Genomic DNA, 24606 nt, shown 5'->3' with positions numbered 1-24606 from the left:
AACCCATCGAATTCGACGGATTTAGAATTGAGATTAGCCCTTCCCAAACTCGCCTTTGTTTAAATTGTTGATATTAATGTACAGCCGCTCTTCGGTAAAGATCTCAAAACTTTGTTTCATACTTTTAAACGGCCAAAAATAAGTGGCAGACCGTTCGCCAATATCATATTGAACGCCGTATAACGTGGCAAAGTTCCGATATCGCTCTTGGTTGTACAAGGGAGGATAAAGGAACCTGTTCTTTACCTGATCCCTTGTAATGCCCGGCACGGCAACCAGTTCATCTAAAAACTGTTTGCGTTCTCTGGTCAGGGTCAATTCTTCGTAAGCCGACCACTCTACCTTTTGCTGATGATTGCTGGCCACGTTTTCAAAATCGACAACAGGTGTATTCCCCGGAAAGAGATATACCGTTCGGTATTCGCCATGCTTATCAATAATGGTGATATTGTAACTCATGTGCGATGGAATCCTAAGTAAACAATCCACGGCCTCGGCCGTGGTTGTACAGGTTTCTAAAATGTAGCGCATAATCAGCGGTATTCCGAATCCGTTCGCACTTCGGTTCTTTCCGCCAAACGTTAACGAGATTGCCAGTCCATCGCCATTCATACCATCAAGCAGCCCCCAATTACAATCTGATGTTCCGATTACAGGTTTAAGCCAATTCGTTTTAAACACATTGCCCTCAAACCATTTCGGATTGTAATCGTAATTTCGAATAAGAGAGAACGGCGGTTTATTCCATGCCACCTGCGTACAACCGCTCATAAATGGGGGCGGGTTGTACATACTCAGGTAACGGGCAACTAAATCGCCGCCGCCTGCCAATCGAACTACCTCTTCGTAAATGGGCAATAATTCTGGCATGTATTTTTCCAACTGCTCTACACAGGTCAAATAACCAGAACGCGCCACCAGACTCTCTTGTAAATACCAGCTTTTATAATACGGCCAGGATTTATTGAAACACTTTTGCCACTTCTCTCCTACCTGATCTTCGTTTACACTTTGAAGTGAAATAAGCATATTTACATCATTTTAAAGCCAGCAGTTTCAGCTATTTCAGCTTCAACTACTTCCAATTGTGCAGCACTGGGGTCAATTGATGCGTATTTTCCTTTCATCGCGTCAATCCAAACCTTTGCCCTGTCTTTAAGTTCAAAATCGTCAGTCATTAACCTTCCTCTAAGCACAAGTATTCCCATGTCGGCACCTTCGTACAGGTAATCACCTTTACGGGTAATCCTTAAAAAGAACGCCTCATTCTCATCTTCAATTGCACGTCTGTGTGTGTCCATACGGTCATAAATAAACCCGCCATCGGCTGTCAACCTCCAAATACCCGATTTTGGTGCATCTGTTACCAGTTTAATGTTGTCTTCGGTATATTTAATTACCAATTGGCACCAATCATCAATGTTTTCCTTTTTTGCCCAACGAGCGTTAATGGCATTGACATCAATTTTGTAAGGCTGGTCCATCCATTCCAATAAGTGGAACATAAACAATGGCATATCGGCCAGCGCAAAAACGGCATGATTGGTAATTGAGCTAGCTCCTGTTATCCTTGGGTTCAATTCGCCCAAATAAATTTCGTCGTTATCCTGATCTATCAAAAAGTCTAACTCAAAATATCCCTTGTAGCCTTCTTTTTTTAACTGATCGCCAAATAACTGTGTATATTTTCTTGCTTTATCACGAATGGCTTTGGTAAATGCATCGGCATAAATTTCGTTTCCGCACCAACCGCCTTTATATGGCGTTAGTTCTTTAAAACCTACAAGCTCCGTCATTAGTGGAGCAACAATTGTTCCATGTTGCGTAACGCAGGCCTCAATAGCGGAGCCTCTGCAATTAATGCGTTTCATTACTTTAACCTCAACTTCTTTTTCAATCTCGTCGGCATATTTTTTATAGCTTCCCTCATCATTAATAAAGAATGTTGTATGCCCCGAATCGCCAAACGGCAATTGAATAACCAGGTCCGTTCCTAGCGCCTCTGCTTTTTTACCCAAGTCTGCATACGACGAAATTTTTGTCAACACGTAAGGAACACAAGGCACACCTGCTTTTTCGGCAATGCGGTTGGTGTTCACTTTGTTATCCATAAAATTCCGCATTTTTGCGGATGGAAAACAAACTTCGAGGTTGTTCTTTTTGGCTAGTTCTTCAGTGCGCTCATCAAACATTAAGAACAGTGCTTTTCCTCCATCGCCCCTGCTTTTTATATAATCTACAACCTCTTTGTGCTCCAAAAGGTAGTTATTAATATCTTCAATACTGGTAAATTCTTCGTGTGCCAACTCCTCTTGGGGAGAAAATACGTTCGGATGATCGCCATCGAAGCATTCTATGTAACAGATGAACTTAAATTTTCTAACCCATTCATCGGCGCCCAAAAGGTTAAAATTTGTGGCACTGATAAAATAAATCGGCTTTTCGTTCCTGTAAAAAAACCTGCGGATTTCGGGCAATCCTTGTAAAACTTCCTTTTTCTCTGTTTTTGTTACTGTATTTGTTTTGGTTATTGACATTGTTGGTGTTTTATGGTATTATATTAGTTAAATTTAGTTGCCGTTCTGTTCATAGCGCCTGCGCCCATCATGGCAGTAGCGGTCTTTTTCCTGTTGAGGGCCTTTTTGGTAAAAATTCTCAGCCCCAGTTCATCTCTATATCCATGAATTTCTTTTACATCGAGATTGATAAAAAACTCGAGTATTTCGTTGCTGAGTACTTGCCCGGGAACGAGGATTGGAAATCCGGGGGGATATGGAATTACAAAAGATGCGGACACAATCTCGCGGCCGCTTTCCAAGGCCTCTCTGCAATCTTCTCGTTTGATAAACTCACACTTCGTTTCGTCGTACGATAAGAAATAGGCTTCGCGGATGTTACCACCGGGTACACCGGGTACGGCCTGAAAAGAACTGTGGAAATGACTAAAATCGGGCAGTGGCGGCAGGTCTTCGGTTAAGGATTTAATATTTTTATTTACGATCTTCAACTGTACTTCGCTCATGGCTTCTCTTTCTTCATCTAGCTGATTGGCTATTTTTAACAACACGCTGATGAGGTAGGCGACCGAACTTCGGGTTGTTCCGATATTTGTCATAAAGAGTACCGAGTTTCTGGAAGTTTTATTGATCTGAATACCAAACTGATCCATCAGAAACTTATTTTTAAAGGTATCGCCATCAACACCAGTGCGGCCAATGTACAGGTTGATTTTTGTGGGATCTAACACAAACTCATCATTCGCCCAGGCTTCCTCCATTCGCGTCCATCCATCTTTGGCGTTGTAATATTCAAATATTCCCGACGTTCGGTACTCCTCAGGAATATTATTTTCAACCGTAAGCACGTCGAAATACTTTTTCAATCGCGGGTGCGTAACTATTTTCGAGCGCAGCACCATCGCCATTTCGATACTTTTCTCTACCATTTCATATCCTTCAAACATCACTTGTCTGCGGCCTGCGTCTAACGAAGCCAGAATTTGGTACGAAGGTGATGTTGAGGTATGGGTTTTATAGGCTTCGTGAAAGGAATCTTCTACTTTGCGCTTGAAAAGTTCATCGTAAATATGGATCATAGAACCCTGGCGAAGCGAGCTTAACGTTTTGTGTGTAGATTGGGTGGCGTAAACCCGTATTTTTACCAGATCGGGATCGGGCATTGGCACCGGATTTTCGGATTTTTTGTTTTCCTCAAACTCTTTGCGATAAGCTTCACTTTTGTATCTCTTTTGCAGCATCCGGGCCGAATACATGGCTGTGCGCTGTTTATATATGGGTGTAAAACCTGCAAATGCGAACCAAGCTTCATCCCAAAGAAAAATCATATCGGGTTTGATGGCTAAAATCTCGTGCATAACCTTCTGTACGTTGTACACGATTCCGTCGAAAGTGCAATTGGTAAGCAGCAGCATTTTTACGTTGCTTAATCGCCCTGCATTTTGCAATTTCAGCAGCCTGTGTTTAATCTCACTCAAAGGAACGGCACCATACATACTGTATTCTTCAACCGGATAAGAATCTAAGTACACGGGCAGCGAGCCCGAAAGCACCATACCGTAGTGATGCGACTTATGGCAATCGCGGTCAATCAAAACCAAATCCTCGGGCCTAACCAGTGCCTGGAGCACAATTTTATTGGCCGTTGATGTTCCATTGGTTACGAAAAAAGTATTGAGTGAGCCATAGGCTTTCGATGCCAGTTCTTGCGCCTTCTTTAACGGGCCCGTTGGCTGCAATAGCGAATCCAGCCCGCCGGTGGTTGCCGAGGTTTCGGCCAAAAAGATGTTCTTTCCGTAGAAATTTCCGAAGTCTTCAAGCCACGAGGATCTGAAAATAGAATTTCCCCTCGAAATGGGCATGGCGTGGAATACACCGGTTGGTTTTTTACTGTAATCTACCAATGCCGAGAAGAAAGGCGTTTTGTACCGCTCTTTAACGGCATGCAACACGCTCAAATGAATTTCCTGCAAATCTTCTGTTCGGTAAAAAACACGATTGAAACAGTCTAAAGTGCTATCGCTCAATTGCGACACCGAGATATCGGAAATGTAAAACAAATCGATTTCGGGACGCAGCAGTTTAATAATTTTCCCGAGGTTTAAACCCAGGTCGAGATTATCTGTTTCTTCAAGTTTTATCCCTTCGAGGCCAACGATAAACGACTGTATTGAGGTTAAATCGAGCGGTGATTTTTTATTGATGCCAGAACGGATAATGGCCGTTTGTATATTTGGATTAAACAATAAAGCGATGAGCGCATCTTCCAAATTGGAAAAAAAGATCACATCGTAGGTAAACTGGTCATTATCGGCTTTGAGCTGCTCAAACTTCGAGCGCACTTTCTCACGCTCCCCGTCGCTCAGGTCGTCAACAACGATTACCTCAAAGTAATTTTGCTTTTTGGGCTTCAGCAATTTGGCATCGCCCAGCATTTTCTTCCTTTTTTCGTCAGTTTCAGTAGCACCCCTGTTCGTTCTGTAGCTTTCGCTAATCAGCGACCGCACTACCTCCGAAATGGAATGCGTAAAGGCCGCATATTGGCCCTTTTTGTACATTTCTTCTAACGATTCGATGTATTTTACACCCGGATAGGCAAAGTAGTGCTCTATTGTTTTCAGCGCTACAAAGGAACTTGCAATCCGCTCGGTAAATGTATCCGGTGCTGAAAGCTCGAAATTATTTTTAGAGAAATGATTGGCTACCAGCTTCAGGTTGTTCCATGAGTCGCTGCGATATTGGGCAATATTAAAATAGTCTTTGGCTTTATACTTTTTGTTGTATGTTACTTCTTCGATCATCTACTAGTTGTTAGAATGAAGTGCCATTTTATTTCCTTCGCTATCGATAAATAGGGCGAAATATCCGGCAGTTTCATTAATTATTTGTTTGGGCATGAGCACTCTTCCTCCAGCGGGCTCTATTCTGTTTAAAACAAGATCGAGGTCATTGCCTCCGTTTAAATAAATTAGCAGTCCTTTATCGCTTGGCACCGAGCCCTCGCCAAAAATGATGGCCCCGCTTATTTCACTTTCGCCGGGAAAAAACGCCATAGAATAGCCGTTCATGAAATTGGTTTCCATGGTAATTTGATAGATGTAATTGTAAAAGTTTACTGCTCTTTCAAAGTTTAGTGCCGGTATTTCGAACCAGCTGATAAAGCTTCCGCTTATTTTTATTTCGTTTGTTTGTGGTCGCCTCGGCGGTGATTTCATATTGTGTCTTCATTTTTTAAGGTCAAAAAAAAATACGCATTGAAACCACTTTCAAATTAATTAATCATAAAACGCTAGGAGTTAGTTAGGCATGAACATGCGAAACCATAGAATTTTAAATTTGAAAGCGTGTAGTTCAATGATTGCATATCATAATGCAAACAATAGGGAGGGATTGGAATGAATATACGATTTTTTTTCGAAAAAACCGTATAAATTCTCAAAAATCGTCAATTAGCAACGCGATTTTTGAGATTTAGGCCGTTAACTAGCTGCAATACTACTATTACTGCGTTACCTTTTAAACTACTTCAAGCTGCTGAGCAATGTGGCCAGTTCAGCGGTTAGAATAATATCATTAAAACCTTTAGCCCTTAACCCGCGACAAAGTTGCATATCACCTGTCCATAGTTTGCCTTTCAATTGCTTTGTCAATGCGACAAATACCGCATCACTGGGATCAATTGTTTTCAGCTGGGCTTCGGTTTCGATTAACGTATTCTTTAGGATAAGGCGTTCGTCGATGAATTTGATTTTGTGAGTAAAGAGCTCTTCAAGTTCAAATAACTCACTATTTGTTAACTTTGTAATTTTTAGAAGTTTATGACGATGTCTTTGAATTTCAATTTTCAAGTAATTGCATGTAAAAAATTGAAAATGATGTTTAGAGTTTAAAATAATTTTTCCGATGAGACTATTAGAATTGAGAATTGCACTAAAAACAATATTTGTATCAACGATTATTTTCATTTAATCAGTTTGCCTCTATTTTCAGCCCACCATTTAGCATTGATATCATTCGCAATTTCATCTACTTCTTTTTGATCTGTGTTAAAATTTGATGTTAATTCTTTATATCGTGCATAATTCAAAATGTCTTGCAAATCTTCGGTATCCACAGAGGCCGCTATTCTTATAATTACCTCTTTATCTGTTCTTTCAACTAACATTGGCCTAAATATTTATTTTAATATTCTAAGTTACGATTATTTATGCTGATAATTAACACCATTTCTGTTGTAAAAATTGGCCTGGTCACAAAATTGCAGCGTGTATTAGGCATGCGTCTCAAAGCTCAGAGATTTAGTAAGGAGCCGCAAAGCTAACCCAACAATTGTTTTTGGCTATCTCTTAGCTTACTTGCGACAATTCAATTGACTTCGGCTGCTAATGCTTAAATACCAGGTTGCTGCATGTTATTGCCCGGATATTGACTAGCAAGTGCTTCCTCAATCTCTTTTAATCTGGTTGGCTTTGCCAATGGGCCAAGCTTATCCAGTTCTGGGTAAGTTCGTCCTTTTTCGTAGATATCAAACGCCACTTGCCTGTCTCTGAAACTTTTAAGTGGCTGACCCAATCTCAACAATCCATCTTCCCGGCTCTTTTTAACTCTTTCTAAATCGAGTTCGATCGGGATTAACTCGGGGCCTGTACTTGCTTTATATAAAACCCTTCCATCGGGACCACAAATAATCGAACGGCCTGTGCCGCCTTCTGCCAATCCGTTAATGTCAAAAACATAGCACTGGTTTGTGGCTGCAGTTGCCTGAACCAAGGCCAACTCAATATCCCTGTCAATCGTTCCGGTTAATGTTGGGTGAATAATCACTTCAACGCCGTTAACGGCCAATGTTCGGGAAGTTTCCGGGAACCACATGTCGTAACAAATAGAAAGACCAAACTTGCCGATTCCGGGAACATCCCACATTAAGAATTGATCGCCTCCGGTTACGCCAACCTCATAAGGATAGAAAGGAAACATCTTATCGTATCGGCCTACAATTTCGCCGAGGGGATTAATTACAATTGCAGTGTTAAATATTTTTCCGTCTCGCTTGTAAAACATGCTGCCGGGGATGAGCCAGATGCCGTAACGTTTGGCAATTTCCTGAAATTCGAGCTCATCGTTATTAGGATATTCTTGTGCGTAGTAAGTGAGTGGGCCGTATGCGCTAAGTTCGCTAAATACCACCATTTGTACCCAGGGGTAAACGGAGCACATTACGTCGATTTTATGTTTCATCAACGGGATATTTCGCTCGTTAGCTGATACGTGCATTTGGATGCCTCCTATTGAAAATGGTTTCATTGTTGTTGTTTAAGTTTTTAATTGTTTCGTTTGGGCGTGTTATGCCGACTTGTACTTAGGCTGCTGGCAGCCTGTTTTCGATAACGGTAAACCGCTTGCCAATACTTTAAGCATTTGCAGGGTTATGCGGTTAGTTTGGTTAATTCGCCTTCAATAATGTCTAATCCCTTATTTAAAAGCTCTTCGGAAATAACCAAGGGAACGAGAATCCTCAAAACATTTTTGTAAAGGCCGGCCGAGATTACTATTAGTCCTTTTTCGGCACAGGCTTCAACCAATTTGGTACAAAGCTCGGTATCGGGTTGTTGAGGGTTGTTGTTTTTAACAAATTCCATCGCTAACATAGCGCCAAGCCCCCTAACTTCGCCAATTTGAGGGTATTGGGATTTTAATTTATCGAACCGCTTGCTAACAATGTTGCCCACATTTTTTGCCTTTTCGTTGAGGTTAATCTCTTCCATGTATTTTATAGTGGCCAACGATGCAGCACAGGCCAAGGGGTTGCCGATGTATGTTCCGCCGACGGTACCGGGAGCGGCCGCATCCATCACTTCTTGTCTTCCGATTACAGCGCCAATGGGCAAGCCCGATCCCATCGATTTTGCCCAGGTGGAGATATCTGGCTGAACATCGAAATGTTCTACGGCTCCCCATGCAGCTGTTCTTCCAAATCCGGTTTGCACTTCATCAAATATTAACACAATACCGTATTTATCGCAAATTTTGCGCAAACCTGTTATGTACGCTTTTGGCGCTACGGTGAAGCCACCCTCGCCTTGCACCAATTCGATAATTATGGCTGCAACATCCTGATGACTAACGTTTGTTTTGAAAAATTCCTCGAGCTTTTGCAGTTCATTGACTACAAATTCGCTTTCGGCCTTTCCGGCTCCGTTTTTGTAAAAATCGGGATAATCGATGCGGTATACTTCCGGGGCGAACGGTCCGCAACCATTAGCATACGATGTTTTGGAGGTCAGCGTCATAGCCATTAAGGTGCGGCCATGAAAAGCGCCGGTGTAACAAATAACAGCGCTACGCTTTGTTGCTTGTTTGGCAATTTTGATGGCGTTTTCTACCGCCTCTGCACCTGTACTTACCAACATGGTTTTGCCCTTTCCGCCATGCGGGAAAATGCTGTTCAGTTTTTCGCATAACGCAATGTACGGTTCGTAAGTAACCACATTAAAACTGGTATGAATATATTTTTGCGCCTGTTGAGTAATAGCGTCAATTACAGGCTGAGGGCAATGGCCTGCATTAATTACGCCGATTCCCCCGGTAAAATCGATGAGTTCGTTTCCATCTACATCAATAATAATTGCCCCTTTTGCCGATTGTACAGTGGCGGTATTAAAAACCCCTACTCCATTGGCCACCGCATTTCTTCTGCGTGCCAAAAGCGCTTCGCTTTTTGCTTTATTCATAAAATGAAATAAATTACTTTATCGTTTCGTTAGGTTCTGCATCAGTAAATTGAGCAGATAGTAGTGTAAAAAACTACTTTTATAAAGGGAAGTGCCCAAATATAACACATCTATTTTAAATAGTTAAGTTATGAGCTTCTTTTTGTATCACTTCAAGCAAAAATGATTTGAAGGGTTTGGAAAGGGGTAAAATAGCAGGACCACCTTAGCGGCCGCTAATCGAGTTAGAAAAGAAATTTCGACTGAACGATTTTATTTAATAAGCGATTTGCAGATCGATTTGATCAATCCCGGGCCTTCGTAAATAAAACCTGTGTAAAGCTGAATCAAACTGGCCCCGGCGTCGAGTTTCTGTTGTGCATCCTTTGCCGAGTGGATTCCGCCCACGCCAATAATGGGAAATGCCTTGTTTGATTTTTCTGAAAGATACCTGATTACTTCGGTTGAGCGTTCTTTTACGGGCTTGCCACTTAAACCGCCCAATTCTCCGGCCAAACTTTTATCGGTTGCAAGGTTTTCTCTGCTGATGGTTGTATTTGTGGCTATAATTCCTGCAATATTGGTTTCGGCAACAATTTCTATAATGTCATCGAGTTGCGCATCGGTTAAATCAGGAGCAATCTTTAGTAAGATCGGTCGCGAAATGTCGTTTTTTCCGTTGCGTTGCTGCAGTGTGTTCAGTATTTTTTTCAGTGGTTCTTTTTCCTGCAATTCTCGCAACCCCGGGGTATTGGGCGAGCTTACGTTTACTACAAAGTAATCTACAACATCAAATAACCTGTCGAAACATTTAATATAATCGCTAACGGCATCTTCGTTTGGGGTGGCCTTGTTTTTGCCAATATTGCCGCCAACCACAATTTCGGGGTGCTTATCTTTAAGCAAGCGCAGGCGTTCTGCCATCACATCAACACCTTTATTGTTAAAGCCCATCCGGTTAATTAGTGCCTGATCGCTCGGTAAGCGGAACATACGTGGCTTATCGTTTCCGGGTTGCGGCATCGGCGTAACGGTACCGACTTCGATAAAGCCAAATCCCAAATTACTAAGTGCCTCTACATATTCGCCATTTTTATCAAAGCCCGCGGCCAAACCAACGGGATTGCGAAACTTAATGCCAAAAACCTCTTTTTCGAGCCCTTTAATATGTACATCGAAGCTACTGCGAATGATGGTTTTTCCGAGCGGAAACTTGTCATTAAACCACTTCAGACGCTTCACTACGAAATAATGTACATTTTCGGGGTCAAACTTGAAAAATATTGGTTTAATAAGGCGATACATGGCAACGAAGATAAATAAAATATGGAAAATGTAAAGGTGGAAAATGTTTAAGCGTATTTACCGCAAGATGCTTTCACATTTTCCACCATTTTGCCGCATTTACTTTCTAGTACGCTGCTGTAAACTGCTCTTGGTGGTGGGCATTGTTTTCGAGCTCATCGGCCAATACGATTGCCAAATCTTCTACAGATAAGATCGACCGGCCTTCGTCGTTAAAAACCGGTGAAGTTTTACCTAAACGATAGTTTCCGGTGCGGCCAATGGTAATGCCCTGGTGCATTTCAATCGCCGGGCTAAAAAACAACCAGTCTAGTTCTTTCTCCTGCTTTAACGTGTTGAAATAATCTCTCACTGCGGATGCGCCAGGATAGATTTCTTTGGGAAACTGAGGCCCATCGACCAACTGGTTCCCATCGATTTGTAATGTACCGGCTCCGCCGATAAAAATGTAACGTTTTACGCCTGATGCCTTAACCGCTTTTTGAATGGCCTCCGCTCCTGCAATTGTATCATTGTACAGATTTGGATTTGTCCAGCCGGCGTTAAATGCGCTGATCACGGCATCAGCACCTTTTAAAGTTTGGGCTAATTTTTCAATATCCAGAACATCAACCGCTGCTTTGGTTACTTTTTCGTTTGTGCTTTCGATTTTTTCTGTATCGCGGGCAATGGCGATTACTTCATTTCCACGATTTACCAATTCGTTCAAAAGGGCTTTGCCTACGAATCCGGAGGCGCCAATTAATGCTACTTTCATATTCTTTTGTTTTAATTTTAATTCCCTTTGGGAGTGATTATACTGATATTTTATTAGTTCATTGGTAATTAAGTCATCCGATGAATATAGGCAACACGCAGATATTCATCGGATGACTTCAGATGATTTATCACTAAATTGTAACATATTTTATTACAGTTAATTTTAAAAAAATTTATTTAAACTTCTCAGCAAAATCCGCTAAAGTTTGCGTTGATAAGTTGTCTATTAAGGCGTTTTCTGCGTCGTTGTACAACGAATTTAAGTGCTGACTGATTTGCTTTCCAATTGGACACTTCGGGTTGGGCTCATTTTTGCTTCGCCCTAAAACGTTGTTGTTTTTTACTGCCTTGTAAACGTCGCCCAGGTTGATGTCTGCAACTTTTTTTGCCAAAAATGAACCTCCCCCCTTTCCCTCCTTGCTATCGACGAAACCATGCTTGCGCAAGTTCATAATTTCCTTGCGTACTAAAACGGGGTTTATATTAATACTGCCAGCCAAATATTCCGAACTTACCAAGGCACCTTTTGCATCATCGAGCAAGGTTAATATGTGTAAGGAAATTGGAAATCGACTGTTGTTCATTCTGTAATTATTTTTATTACAGTACAAATGTAAGGAGATTTTTATGAAATGCAAATTTATTTTAATGGGAGGCTTGTCTGTCCGTTGACTGAAGTCAACGGCAATGAATGGATGGCGCCTAACTTTCATGGCGGCCAGACAGGTAAGTTGCTTTAAATCCATACCATTGACTGAAGCCAACGGCAATAAAATCGACGGCAATGAAAGTGACTATTTTTGCTTCTCAAATCCTTTAAAAATCCAGTTACATCAAGGTTATTTCCTATTTGAACTTCAAGCGAAAAAAAGCCTTTAAAATTCGTACTTTTGCAGCCGAAATGATTTCAATAAATAATTTAACATTCCTAATAGGCTCGAGGGCCTTATACGACGAAGCGAACTGGCACATTAAACCTGGCGATCGTGCCGGACTAATTGGGGCCAACGGAACGGGAAAATCGACACTTTTAAAGTTAATTGTTGGAGACTACGCACCGAGTTCGGGCACGATTTCAATGTCGAAAGATTTAAAAATCGGCTATCTGAATCAGGATTTGCTTTCATACGATTCTCACCATAGCATTTTGCATGTGGCCATGGAGGCTTTTGAGCGCCAAAACCAGTTGCATGATGAAATTGAAGAGTTGCTTAAAAAAATCGAAACCGACTACAGCGAGGAGGTTTTGTACAAGTTAAGCGACAAGCAACAGGAATTTGAGGCTTTGGATGGTTACAACATCGAGTACAGGGCAAACGAAATTTTGGCCGGACTTGGTTTTAGCACCGCTGATCAGCAGCGTCCGCTAAACACCTTTTCAGGAGGCTGGCGTATGCGTGTGATGCTTGCGAAAATCCTTTTGCAAGATCCTGACATTTTGCTACTGGATGAGCCGACCAACCACATGGATTTACCATCGATTAAGTGGTTGGAGACTTATTTAATGGGTTTTGAAGGGGCAATTGTTATTGTATCTCACGATAGGTATTTTCTGGATAAAATCGTAAACCGTACGGTAGAATCGCGTAAAGGAAAGTTAACCGTCTATGCGGGCAATTACAGCTTCTATGTTGAGGAAAAAGCTTTGCGTGGCGAGATACAGAAAGGCGAGTTTAAAAACCAACAGGCCAAAATAAAGCAGGAGGAACGCTTAATTGAACGTTTCAAGGCCAAAGCATCGAAAGCGAAAATGGCGCAATCGCGTATGAAGGCTTTAGATAAAATGGAGCGTGTTGAGGATGTTGATGATGATAACCCAACGGTTAACTTCAGCTTTAAATTTACCAAGCCATCTGGCCGGCACGTAGTACGTTTGGAGCATGTAACCAAACATTATCCAAACGTTCATATTTTGGAAGATGCGGAGGCTGTGATTGAAAAAGGCGATAAAATTGCCTTAATCGGTGCCAATGGTAAAGGTAAATCTACCTTGCTTAGAATTATCGCGGGCACGGAAAAATTCGATGGTATGTGCGAAACCGGGCACAATGTTACGACAACCTTTTTCGCTCAACACCAGTTGGAATCGTTGCACCTTGGTAATTCGATATTGGAAGAATTACAGGCCTTTGCGCCGAAGCACTCTGATACGGAATTGCGCAGCATTTTGGGCTGTTTCTTATTTACCGGAGACGATGTGTTTAAGAAGATCAAAGTACTTTCCGGAGGCGAAAAATCGCGTGTGGCATTGGCCAAATCGTTAACAACAGATTCTAATTTCTTGATTCTGGATGAGCCCACCAACCACTTGGATATTCAATCGGTTAATATATTAATTCAGGCTTTACAGCAGTTTGAGGGAACTTTTATTGCGGTTTCTCACGATAGGTACTTCCTTGATAATGTGGCTAACAAGATCTGGTTCATTGAAAATGAAAAAATAAAACAATATCCTGGTACGTATGCAGAATACGAAGAATGGAACAGTAAACGGGTAATTCCTGCTTCGAAGCCCATTCCGGTTAAGATGCCCGAAAAAGTAAAGGAGGAGCCAAAGCCGGCAGCCCCAAATACGGCCAACCAGCTAAAAAAGCTGAACGACGAATTGAAAAAGACGGAAACACTAATTTCCGATCTGGAGGCAGCTGTAAAAAACATCGAAGCGGAACTTGCAGATGAAAATGTATATGGTAAAGCCGATAAACTGGCCGAAACAAACAAACGTTACCTTGCCACAAAGCAAGATTTAGATAACAACCAGGCAAAATGGGAAACCCTGGCCGCTGAAATTATGGAATTGGAAGGTTAAGGTATTTTGAAAACCCCATCCAATTAAAGTTGGTTTTAAGGCAAAACCTATAGCCGCCCTCTCCAAAAGAGAGGGCGCTAAGGCCAATGCTTTAAACCCATTCTGTATGCAAGCGGATTTAAACCATTTCCTATGTTTCCCTCCTTTTGGAGAGGGACCTGCAGAAAAGAACAAAACCCACAACCTTTGATAGGGAGAGGCTTAAACTTTAACAAAGAGCGTCTTTTATCTGTGGTTAATTCGCTGTATTTTTAGCCATGCAAAAAATAATCGCAATCCTTTTATTTTTCTCGTCTACCCAAATATTTGCTCAAAGCGACAAAACTTTTGTAAACGAGAATAAAATTTACCTGCCAAATATCAAAACCGTTTTATGCTACAACAGCAGCAAAGAACAAAGTTTACCCGTTATTCAGCTTAACGCGACCGAAAAAATCTTCTTTTCTTTTGATGATTTATTGGGTGGCACAAAAAACTATTGGTACACGATTGAACATTGCACGGCCGATTGGCAAACTTCTCGAATATCGACAGCCGACTATCTGCAGGGATTTGATAGCGACAGAATAATCGATTATCGCTATTCGACCAACACCGCCAGAAAGTACACACATTATGAGTTGAGCTTGCCAAATAGCCAGGTACAGCCCAAAATTGGTGGCAACTATATTTTAAAGGTTTATCTAGATGGCGATAAAAGTCAACCAGTGATTTCTCAACAGTTTTATGTTGTTGATAATCAGGTAGCCATTGCTGCCGAGATTACTAATTCTCTTCAAGTTGCCGATCGCAATGCGAAGCAGAAGATAAACTTTACCATTAACCATTCAATAGCCATCGCAAACCTGTATCAGGATTTAAAGGCGGTGGTTCTTCAAAACTTTAATCAGAAAACTGCTCAGATTAACACCAAACCGGCCTTTGTTCGACCCAACCAACTGGTTTACAACGACCTAAAAACAAATGATTTCTGGGGCAACAACGAATTTAGAAAGTTCGATACCAGGAGCCTCCGGTTTAAGGGCGATAATGTGAAGAATATTTATCGGGATAACGAGTCGGTTAATGTTGCACTTTTTCAAGATGCGCCACGGAATGCCGAGGCTTTCGCCAATCAGTACGATGAAAATGGCAACTTCTACATTCGCAATACCGACGGCAGGGATGATCAGACGGAAGCAGAATACATGGGCGTTCTTTTTACCTTAAATGCCCCGGCGCCGAATGCGAATGGCGAAGCTTACATTGTTGGCCGTTTTAACAACTTTACGCTAAGTAAAGAGAACAAAATGCTTTACGATGCCGGCCTGAAACAGTTTTATGCAAACGTAATGCTGAAGCAGGGCTTATACGATTATGAGTACGCCTGGTTTGATAATGAGACAAAAACACTGGAAAGCCTACCGTTCGAAGGTTCGTTTTTCCAAACCGAAAACAGCTATCAGATTTTTGTTTACTACCGCCGTCCGGGTGCACGATGGGAAACGCTAATCGGTTATACCAATTTGAGCAACAGACCAACCGATAGGAGATAAATCCTTTTAGTTGCTAACAAAAGCAACAAACACAACTTTATTGTTACATAATTCTTCTTTGATTTAGCGGCGGTTACTTACTTTAGTAATCAGATTACTGAGTAAACCACAAATGCTTTCTGCAAGCATGCTAACCAACTATTATGTTAAAGAAAATTTTTGCTCTTGCATTAATTACCGTTTTACATGGGCAAATGATTCACGCCCAAAGCTTAAAATCATACACTCAAACTATTAATGGAACCAACCTGGCTTTCGATATGCAAGCCATTCCCGCGGGCAGTTTTAAGATGGGCACCAAAAACGGCAAGCCCGACGAGCAACCCGTTCACGATGTAAAGCTTGATGCCTTCTGGATCGGAAAATATGAAGTGACCTGGGATATCTTTGAGCCTTTTCTGTACCGCGATTACGAAAAACAGGCGAGCACCTCTCCCATTTCGGCTGAAGTAGATGCAGTTACCCGACCTACCAAACCTTATTTGGATATGACTTTTGGCATGGGGAAAGAACACCAGCCGGCCGTTGCAATGACACAGTACAATGCCATTCAATTTTGCAAATGGCTCTACGTTCGTACAGGCGTTTTTTATCGCCTCCCAACCGAAGCCGAATGGGAATATGCCTGCAAGGCAGGGACCAACACCGCTTATTCATTCGGAAATGATGTTGCAAACTTGAAAGATTATGCCTGGTACAAGGAAAACAGCGCAAACAAAACGCATCAGGTTGGGCAAAAGAAACCGAACGCATGGGGTTTATTTGATATGCACGGAAACGTGAGCGAATGGACCTACGACCAATACATTGCCGATTTTTACAGCCAGGGTAAAGATAAAACTTTGGAAAACCCCGTAGCAATTCCCGATAAATTGTATCCGAATGTTGTTCGGGGAGGCTCTTATGATGAAACACCGAACAATTTGACTTCTACGGTAAGGCTGGCTTCTGATCCGGCCTGGAAACAGCTCGATCCACAAATTCCAAAAAGCAACTGGTGGTTTCCGGAGGCACCTTTTGTGGGCATGCGACTTGTGCGCCCCGCTAAAACGCCATCGAAAACAGAAATTGACGCTTATTATAATAAACAACCCATCAAAGATTTTTAATACAACAACCTGTATAAACCTCGAAATGAAAAAAGAACCAAACACACAAGAAAGAAGAGATTTCCTTAAAACCTCGGCGCTACTGGCGGGAGGTGCACTATTAAGTAGTATTCCACTTGCTGGCGCCTATGCATCGGGCAGCGACACGATTAAAATTGCCTTGATTGGCTGTGGCGACAGAGGCACGGGGGCCGCGTTTCAAGCATTAAGCACTAAGTTTAACTTAAAACTGGTGGCCATGGCCGATGCTTTTCAAGATCGACTGGATAGCAGCTATCAATCGCTGAGCTCGAAGTTTGCAGCTAAAATGGATGTGCCAAAAGAGCGTCAGTTTGTTGGCTTCGACGCCTATTTAAAGGCAATTCCGCTGGCTGATGTAGTTTTATTAGTAACGCCGCCGGGCTTCAGGCCCATTCACTTTGAAGAGGCTGTTAAGCAAGGCAAGCACGTTTTTATGGAAAAGCCCGTTGCGGTTGATGCGCCGGGAATTAGAAAGGTACTGGCCGCGGCAGAAGAAGCCAAAAAGAAAAAACTAAATGTGGTTGTGGGCTTGCAACGCCGTTACCAAAGCAATTATCGTGAAGCAATGAAACGCATTCAGGATGGTGCCATTGGCGATATTGTTTCTGGGCAGGTGTATTGGAATAGTGGCGGCGTTTGGGTTCGTCCGCGTACGGCCAACCAAACGGAAATGGAATATCAAATGCGCAACTGGTACTATTTCAACTGGTTATGCGGCGACCACATTGTAGAGCAGCATGTTCACAATATTGATATTGCCAATTGGATTACCGGTCAGCACCCTGCATCGGTACAAGGAACGGGTAGCAGAGCCTGGCGCACCGGGAAAGATTACGGAGAGATTTATGATAACCATGCCAACGAGTTTACTTACCCAAACGGAGTTGTAGTGTATAGCCAGTGCAGGCATTTCGAAGGAACGAGTAACCGGGTCGACGAAAGCTTTCAGGGCACAAAGGGTAAGGTTTACTTATCGGGTGGAAACCAGGCCATTCTTTGGGATGCCAATGGAAAAGAAATTTATAACCACAACACCAAAGGCAATGCCAACCCTTACCAAACTGAGCACGATGAACTTTTTGAGGCCATATCGAAAGGTGAATATAAATTTACCAATGCCGATTATGGGGCAACAACAACTTTTTCGGGTATAATGGGTCGTTATGCAACCTATTCTGGGCAAACCATTAAATGGGATGAAGCATTGGCGGCAAATAACAGTCTGCTGCCCGAACGTTTTGCATGGGATGCAAATCCTCCGTTAATGCCCGATGCCAACGGATTGTATCCTGTGCCAATGCCGGGAAAAACTAAAGTTTTATAAGCCAATATGTATCGTTTTCTGTTCCTTTGCTTACCCCTGTTTTTAACCTTTGTTAATGCTGACGAAATCAGGCAATATAAAATCAGCGGTTTGGCACAAGGAACGGATTACAATATCATGTATTATGCCAGCGATAGTGTTGCCACGAAGAAAGGAATTGATAGCCTATTGGCCGAAATAGACCAATCCATGTCGTTATACAAGCCGGGCACCTTAATTAACCAATTCAATGCTGCCCAAAAGGATATTAAAACAGATCGCTATTTAAATGACGTGTTGAAGCGGAGTTTTGAAATTAACCGCGATACGAAAGGAATTTTCGACATTACAGTTGCACCGTTGGTACAAGCCTGGGGCTTCGGCCCAAAATCGACTTCGAAAGAACCGAGTGCCGCCGAAATTAAGTCGATTTTAAACTGTGTGGGGATGAAAAATATCTCCTTAAAGAATGGAATTTTAAGCAAGATGAAACCCTGCATCCACATCGATTTGAATGGAATTGCACAAGGTTATAGTGTCGATTTACTGGCCAATTACCTGATATCAAAAGGCGTTAAGCGCTTTGTGGTAGAGTTGGGCGGAGAAATTAGGATCGCAGGGCCAAAACCGGATGGCTCACCAATGAAAATTGGCATTGAGGGACCCGATAGAAACGATGAACCAACCATTAGGCATATTGCAGCTTTAAACAGTGGTGCTATTACTACTTCGGGTAACTATCGCAAATTTCATCAAAGCGGCAAGAAAAAGATTTCGCATTTGATAAATGCACAAACGGGCTACCCTTTGGCCAATGAAATGATTAGCGTAACGGTTTATGCGAAAGATGCTATTACGGCCGATGGATATGATAATGCACTCATGAGCATGCACTTAACCGAGGCGCTTAAGTTTGTAGAAGAAAGAAAGGATCTGGAAGCCTATTTTGTGTATCACGGCAAAGATGGGTCGATTGCCGACACCCTATCTACAGGGTTTAAGAAAATGTTGAAGGATTAACGCAAAGTGGCAACAGGCAGCTAACTTCATCTTAAACAGATACGAAAACATGAATAAAGATTAACTAAATTAGTTTTTAAGCAATAAACACCAGCAAATGAAAAGAAGTGAATTTATAAGAAACAGCTTGTTAACCGCAGGCGCCATTACTACGGGCACAGGTATTGGCAGCGCCTTTGCTGCCGGAAGTAAAGACGATAAAGCGTTGGCCGACAAAGTTTTTAATTTAGACTACGCTCCTCATCAGGGCATGTTTGAAAGTCATGCCGGCAAGAATTTTCTCGATCAGATTCAGTTTATGTACGATAAAGGCTTTAGATCGATAGAAGATAATGGCTACCTGAATCGATCTATTGAGGAACAGGAAAAAATCGGCAACTTGCTTTCGAAGCTCGGAATGAGAATGGGTGTTTTTGTTGTAGACGGTGGCGACAACTGGAAAACTTCGTTGACAACAGGCAAAAAAGAATTTAAGGACAAATTTGTTGAAACCTGTAAAAAATCGGTCGAAGCGGCTAAACGTTGCCATGCCAAATGGCTAACGGTTGTGCCCGGTTTTTACGAACGCAAGCTCCCCTATGGCAACCAGTTTGCAAACGTAATTGATGCGATGCGTGCAGGCGCAGAAATTTTTGAGCCACATGGCTTGATTATGGTATTAGAAACGCTGAGCGATACACCAGAATTATTTCTTCAGCAAACGAACGAGACGTATGCCGTTTGTAAGGCTGTAAACAGTCCTTCCTGCAAAATTCTGTACGATATTTACCATATGCAACGAACTGAAGGAGATTTAATTAAAACGATGGATCGATGCTGGGATGAGATTGCTTACATTCAAATTGGTGATAACCCCGGCAGAAAGGAACCTACCACCGGCGAAATAAACTACAAAAACTTATTTAAGCACCTGTACCAAAAGGGCTACAAAGGCGTAATGGGCATGGAGCACGGAAATTCGAAAGGTGGCAAAGAGGGTGAATTGGCAGTCATTGCCGCTTACCGACAAGAGGACAATTTCTTGTAGGCGACCATTTCTGATCGAGATTTCTAATCTCGACCTAACTAGTACTGGATTTAAATCCAGAGCTAAAAACTAATATATAGTCATCGGATGAATATAATATGTTGCCTATTATTCATCCGATGACTATTGAAAGCTGCCGCCGCTGGTCGAGATTTCTAATCTCGTCCCACCAAATACTGGATTTAAAATCCAGAGCTAAAAACTAATATATAGTCATCGGATGAATATAATACGTTGCCTATTATTCAACCGATGACTATTGAAAGCTGCCGCCGCTGGTCGAGATTTCTAATCTCGGCCCACCTAATGCTGGATTTAAAATCCAGAGCAAAAAACTAATATATAGTCATCGGATGAATATAGTACGTTGCCTATTATTCATCCGATGACTATTGAAAGGTGCCGCCGCTGATCGAGATTTCTAATTTCGACCTAACTAGTACTGGATTTGTAATCCAGACCTAAAAAAGTTGTTAATCGAAATTAGCTTTTCAACACCCAAACCGATACACTTCCTGCGTCGCACTGAAACTCCGCCCATCCGTTTTCATCAATGATTACCTCTTGTTCTCTATGGCCTAAAGCATCAACAAAAGTTTTTCCGGCGAAACGCTGGCCCATTTCCATTTGTTTAAAGCCTTCCTCGCCGGTGCTTAGCAATACCGCAAGGCCGCTGTTCTCGTATTCATCATTCCCGGCCCTTGTCCATCCTACGCAGTTATTATGATCGAAATAATCGCGTTGTTCGCCGTAAGCTAAGCTCGCCCTCATCTTACTCATCACCTCTACCTCGGGCAAAATTGCCAGTTGGACGTGACAATCTTCTCCCTGATTATCTTTATCGTCATAAATTCCACCATATAAGTCGGGGAAAAACAAACAAGGAATTCCTTGCTCGCGAAGCAGGATAATGGCATAAGCAATTGGCCTAAACCAGAATTCTACATAACTTTCGAGTGCCTGAAGTGGCTGCGAATCGTGATTATCGACAAAAGTTACGGCTAACTCAGGCGAAATTGCCAGTAACGTGTTATCAAAAATGGTACGCATATCAAAACCATTTCCGTCTTTACTCGCCAGAAAGAAATTATGGTGCAGCAAGGAATCGAAAATTTGAACCTTCCCCTCCATCAACCTGATGTATTCTTCTTGCGATTCCGTATTCTCCACGTTCCAGTCTTCAGCAACAACAAAAAATTTGCGCTGGTACTTTTCTTCCAGATGGTCAATCCACTCTTTTATGAAATCAGGATTGATGTGTTTTACGGCATCTAACCTAAAACCGTCAATATTGGTGGTATCAACAAGCCACTCGCCCCAATATTTCAATTCCTCAACAACCGATCTGTTTCTGTAATCAATATCATTAAACATTAAATAGTCGTAGTTTCCCAGTTCCGTCGATGGAACCTTTTCGAAGCCCTCGTCACCGAAGTTTTGAATTACATAAATGGCAGTTTCTTTACGGTCTTCGGCCCAATCTACACCGCTAAAGCATTGCTTATCCCAGATAAACTCCGAATACTTGCCTGCACGGTTTGGAAAGGTGAATTTTGTCCAGGCTTCAATTTCAAAAACATCGCTGGTAAATTCATTTCTATCGTTTGGGTTTACCGTTCTCACCTGAATTTTCTCCAGTTCATCGCCACCAGCCTTGTGATTAAAAACGATATCGGCAATAGCGTTGATGCCTTGATCTTGCAGCGCCTTAATGGCCTTCAGGTAATCTGCTTTCGATCCGTAACGGGTATTTACACTTCCTTTTTGATCAAACTCGCCAAGGTCGAATAAGTCATAAACATCGTAACCCACCGAATATCCACCCGTGCTGGCCTTATATGCAGGCGGGAGCCATACGCCCGTTACACCAATCTCTTTTAAATGAGCTGCCTCGTTTGCAACTTTTGTCCATAAATTTTGATCTTCGTTATAGTACCAATGAAAATATTGGATAATAGTTAGGTTTTGCATTAATTCGATTTTAAGATTAGATAACAGGAGAAGGTATCAATTGTTTGAGTTGAACATAGCCTAAAGTAGATGAGCGGCTTAGCTAACCGACAACATTGGGGCCAAATTATATTTCCGATGGCATTTTGACTTACAATTTATGTACTTTTGCGCTATAATATGAGCTTGAAAAAGAAATTTGCCAGAGAGAGTTTTACCATTATGAATGAGCTGGTGTTACCAAACGATACCAATACGCTGAACAACTTAATGGGTGGGCGTTTGCTTCATTGGATGGATATTGCAGCCGCAATTTCGGCCCAAAAACACTGTAACCGCATCGTTGTAACTGCTTCGGTAGATAACGTTTCTTTTAAACATCCGATAAAACTTGGCGATGTAATTACGATTGAAGCGAAGGTAACCCGTGCTTTTAATACCTCGGTTGAGGTGAGGCTCGATGTTTGGGCCGAAAACATTCCGAGTGGAGCCCGCCAAAAAAGCAACGAAGCCTATTACACCTTTGTTGCCCTTGATCAAAGTGCCCGAACCATCCCCGTTCCAGAACTGGTACCCGAAACGCCCGAAGAGATTGAATTTTTTCAGGGTGCTTTGCGCCGCAGGCAACTGCGTTTGGTGCTAGGTGGAAAGATGCATCCTGACGAAGCCAGTGAACTTAAGGCCCTATTTTTTAAAGCATAATTTGTTAGAAACATTCGCTTTATAAATTGATTATTCTATTTTAGTAGCTTACCAATCGCTGAAAATATGACCACATACACCATACTTATTATTTTAAGCGGGCTAGTAATTTTTTCGTATCTGTTTGATTTAGTAGCAAGTAAAACCAAAATCCCTTCGGTTTTGCTGCTGTTATTGCTGGGTATAGGCTTAAGGTTTCTTGTCGATTACCTGCAAGTACAAACGTTCGATTTCTTGTCGATTTTGCCAACACTGGGTACCGTCGGACTAATTTTAATCGTGTTCGAAGGGTCGTTGGAATTAAAATACGACAGCAACAAGAACAGGGTAATCAGAACAGCATTCTTTTCTGCCTTTATCATTCTTATAGCAACAGCTGCTGTTATAACGCTCATCATTTATCAGATTACCCACAAAGATTTATACACCTGTATTGCAAACGCCATCCCTTTCAGCGTAATCAGTTCTGCCATTGCAATACCCTCGGCCGGGGCGTTAAATAACACAGATAAAGAGTTTGTAATTTACGAGTCGTCGTTTTCGGACATTTTGGGGATCATCATCTTTAATTTTGCCATTACCAACCATTCGCTTACCACTTCTGCCTTTATAGGTTTGGGCCTGAGCACGTTTTTGATCATTTTGCTATCGGCAATTGCATGTGTGGTGCTCTTATACATTATGGGAAGACTAGTACACCACATCAAATTCTTTTTGATTATTTCGATTTTGGTGTTGGTTTACGCCATTGGTCAATCCTATCACCTGTCGTCGCTTGTTTTAATTTTAAGTACCGGTTTGTTTCTGAACAATGCCGATACCATCCAAAATGCCTGGTTTCGAGGTGTATTTATATATAAGAACTTAACTGCCGACTTATCGCAATTGTACCAACTTTCGGCAGAAAGCGCATTCATTCTTCGTACTTTCTTTTTTGTTATTTTTGGCTTCACCATGAATATCCACGAGCTAAACGATCAGGTTGTGCTCGCCAACGGCATCATTATCTTAGCTACAATTTACGTTGTCCGATACCTGCTGTTAAAGGTTTTAAAGCAAGGAACTGCAATGCCTATTTTATATATTGCACCACGCGGATTGATCAGCATTTTGCTGTATTTTAGCTTACCGGAGCAATTGAAGATTGCAGAAGTTGGAACATCTTTCTTGTTTCTGGTTGTTCTCGGATCGAGCATTGTAATGACGCTGGGCATTACTTTGAGCAAAAAGAAAACAGAGGAAGTTACGGCTTAAACTGATTAGAAATTTCTTTTATCTGCTTTAGTTCTGCTAAAATATTGGGATTGGCCTGATAATAAATAGAATAATAGCTTAATTTTTCGAGCTTAATTTTATTGGATAACACGTCGCCATCAAACTTAAATTTGGCCAGGTTAGGATTTATAGCATGAATTGGAGCAGCCAGCCCGTTGGCGATGGCGGTAGCTATAATCGAAAAGAATGTTACACCCAATTCTTCTTCAGGGCTCGGCGCTTCTTTGCCCCATTTGTCAACCCGCTCGCCTCTCGAATTGATGGTGTACTCTTCTTCTGAACCAATTTTTATCAAGTCTACTCCTTCAAAGTTCTTCTTTAACGGCCGGATTTGGACTTTCTCAATGGTCGGAATGGCCACCGCGACGAGTCCGTCGCTACTTTGCAGAAAGACATTGGCTGAATCGACCTTGTGCAAAACGCCTTTTTTCTTGCCTTCAGCAGTTTTAACCACTGCAATAAAAGCCCTTACCTGCGCTTCAAGATTTACGACAGCCAGGCAAAATGCAAAAAAAAGATAAATCGCTTTCATTTTGATCGAGTGATAAATGGAGTTTAATGAACA

21 protein-coding genes are annotated in these 24606 nt (G+C 41.9%); 8 read left to right on the top strand and 13 right to left on the bottom strand.

Going from position 1 to position 24606, the window contains the following annotated elements:
* Positions 1–33 precede the first annotated feature (33 nt).
* The 11 genes from IZT61_RS22125 to IZT61_RS22075 all read right to left on the bottom strand — a co-directional run bounded on the left by IZT61_RS22125 (position 34) and on the right by IZT61_RS22075 (position 11874).
* A complete protein-coding gene (locus IZT61_RS22125) occupies positions 34–1029 on the bottom strand; it encodes a C45 family autoproteolytic acyltransferase/hydolase (RefSeq protein WP_196099164.1) in 996 nt (331 codons plus the stop codon).
* A gap of 2 nt (positions 1030–1031) precedes the next feature.
* Positions 1032–2537: a biotin carboxylase gene (locus tag IZT61_RS22120; protein WP_196099163.1), complete on the bottom strand. Its 1506-nt coding sequence runs from the start codon at positions 2535–2537 to the stop codon at positions 1032–1034.
* A 23-nt stretch (positions 2538–2560) separates the two neighbouring features.
* Positions 2561–5317, bottom strand: coding sequence for an aminotransferase class I/II-fold pyridoxal phosphate-dependent enzyme (locus IZT61_RS22115; protein ID WP_196099162.1), 2757 nt, complete (start codon positions 5315–5317; stop codon positions 2561–2563).
* Positions 5318–5320: 3 nt separating this feature from the next.
* Positions 5321–5731: a VOC family protein gene (locus IZT61_RS22110; RefSeq protein WP_196099161.1), complete on the bottom strand. Its 411-nt coding sequence runs from the start codon at positions 5729–5731 to the stop codon at positions 5321–5323.
* 306 nt (positions 5732–6037) lie between these two features.
* On the bottom strand, positions 6038–6481 hold the full coding sequence (locus tag IZT61_RS22105; protein WP_196099160.1) for a PIN domain-containing protein: 444 nt from the start codon (positions 6479–6481) through the stop codon (positions 6038–6040).
* Positions 6478–6681: a hypothetical protein gene (locus tag IZT61_RS22100; RefSeq protein ID WP_196099159.1), complete on the bottom strand. Its 204-nt coding sequence runs from the start codon at positions 6679–6681 to the stop codon at positions 6478–6480. Before IZT61_RS22100 ends, IZT61_RS22105 begins: the two co-directional genes overlap by 4 nt.
* Positions 6682–6905: 224 nt before the next feature.
* Entirely contained in the window at positions 6906–7820 is a 915-nt protein-coding gene (locus tag IZT61_RS22095) for a carbon-nitrogen hydrolase family protein (RefSeq protein WP_196099158.1), read from the bottom strand.
* A gap of 122 nt (positions 7821–7942) precedes the next feature.
* Positions 7943–9247, bottom strand: coding sequence for an aspartate aminotransferase family protein (locus IZT61_RS22090; RefSeq protein ID WP_196099157.1), 1305 nt, complete (start codon positions 9245–9247; stop codon positions 7943–7945).
* Between the two features lie 252 nt (positions 9248–9499).
* A complete protein-coding gene (locus IZT61_RS22085; RefSeq protein ID WP_196099156.1) occupies positions 9500–10531 on the bottom strand; it encodes a quinone-dependent dihydroorotate dehydrogenase in 1032 nt (343 codons plus the stop codon).
* 106 nt (positions 10532–10637) lie between these two features.
* Positions 10638–11288 (bottom strand): NAD(P)-dependent oxidoreductase, encoded by a 651-nt coding sequence (locus IZT61_RS22080; RefSeq protein WP_196099155.1) that lies wholly within the window; start codon positions 11286–11288, stop codon positions 10638–10640.
* Between the two features lie 175 nt (positions 11289–11463).
* Positions 11464–11874, bottom strand: a complete 411-nt coding sequence (locus IZT61_RS22075; RefSeq protein ID WP_196099154.1) for an Rrf2 family transcriptional regulator — start codon at positions 11872–11874, stop codon at positions 11464–11466.
* A 317-nt stretch (positions 11875–12191) separates the two neighbouring features.
* Between IZT61_RS22075 and IZT61_RS22070 the strand changes: the two genes are divergently transcribed.
* The 6 genes from IZT61_RS22070 (at position 12192) to IZT61_RS22045 (ending at position 20114) form a co-directional block, all read left to right on the top strand.
* A complete protein-coding gene (locus IZT61_RS22070) occupies positions 12192–14099 on the top strand; it encodes an ABC-F family ATP-binding cassette domain-containing protein (protein WP_196099153.1) in 1908 nt (635 codons plus the stop codon).
* Between the two features lie 257 nt (positions 14100–14356).
* Entirely contained in the window at positions 14357–15634 is a 1278-nt protein-coding gene (locus tag IZT61_RS22065; RefSeq protein ID WP_196099152.1) for a type IX secretion system plug protein, read from the top strand.
* Positions 15635–15777: 143 nt separating this feature from the next.
* Positions 15778–16743 carry a formylglycine-generating enzyme family protein gene (locus tag IZT61_RS22060; protein ID WP_196099151.1) on the top strand — a complete coding sequence of 322 codons (966 nt, stop codon included), beginning with the start codon at positions 15778–15780 and terminating at the stop codon, positions 16741–16743.
* 25 nt (positions 16744–16768) lie between these two features.
* Positions 16769–18088 (top strand): Gfo/Idh/MocA family oxidoreductase, encoded by a 1320-nt coding sequence (locus IZT61_RS22055; RefSeq protein ID WP_196099150.1) that lies wholly within the window; start codon positions 16769–16771, stop codon positions 18086–18088.
* A 6-nt stretch (positions 18089–18094) separates the two neighbouring features.
* Positions 18095–19087, top strand: a complete 993-nt coding sequence (locus IZT61_RS22050) for an FAD:protein FMN transferase (protein WP_196099149.1) — start codon at positions 18095–18097, stop codon at positions 19085–19087.
* 97 nt (positions 19088–19184) lie between these two features.
* A complete protein-coding gene (locus IZT61_RS22045) occupies positions 19185–20114 on the top strand; it encodes a hydroxypyruvate isomerase family protein (RefSeq protein WP_196099148.1) in 930 nt (309 codons plus the stop codon).
* A 483-nt stretch (positions 20115–20597) separates the two neighbouring features.
* Here the strand turns inward: IZT61_RS22045 and IZT61_RS22040 are convergent, their stop codons facing one another.
* The gene (locus IZT61_RS22040; RefSeq protein WP_196099147.1) at positions 20598–22085 is read right to left on the bottom strand and encodes an alpha-amylase; all 1488 of its coding nucleotides are present in this window, start codon (positions 22083–22085) and stop codon (positions 20598–20600) included.
* A 159-nt stretch (positions 22086–22244) separates the two neighbouring features.
* On the opposite strand from IZT61_RS22040, the gene IZT61_RS22035 reads away from it, so the two are divergent.
* Positions 22245–22766, top strand: coding sequence for an acyl-CoA thioesterase (locus tag IZT61_RS22035; protein ID WP_196099146.1), 522 nt, complete (start codon positions 22245–22247; stop codon positions 22764–22766).
* 66 nt (positions 22767–22832) lie between these two features.
* Positions 22833–24020 (top strand): cation:proton antiporter, encoded by a 1188-nt coding sequence (locus tag IZT61_RS22030; RefSeq protein WP_196099145.1) that lies wholly within the window; start codon positions 22833–22835, stop codon positions 24018–24020.
* Here the strand turns inward: IZT61_RS22030 and IZT61_RS22025 are convergent.
* Positions 24010–24573, bottom strand: a complete 564-nt coding sequence (locus IZT61_RS22025; RefSeq protein WP_196099144.1) for a hypothetical protein — start codon at positions 24571–24573, stop codon at positions 24010–24012. The two genes, IZT61_RS22030 and IZT61_RS22025, sit on opposite strands and share 11 nt — an antisense overlap.
* Positions 24574–24606: the final 33 nt, after the last annotated feature.

It is taken from the genome of Pedobacter endophyticus (genome assembly GCF_015679185.1).
GTDB classification, from domain to species: Bacteria; Bacteroidota; Bacteroidia; order Sphingobacteriales; family Sphingobacteriaceae; genus Pedobacter; species Pedobacter endophyticus.
This window is presented reverse-complemented; position numbering and strand designations above follow the sequence as displayed.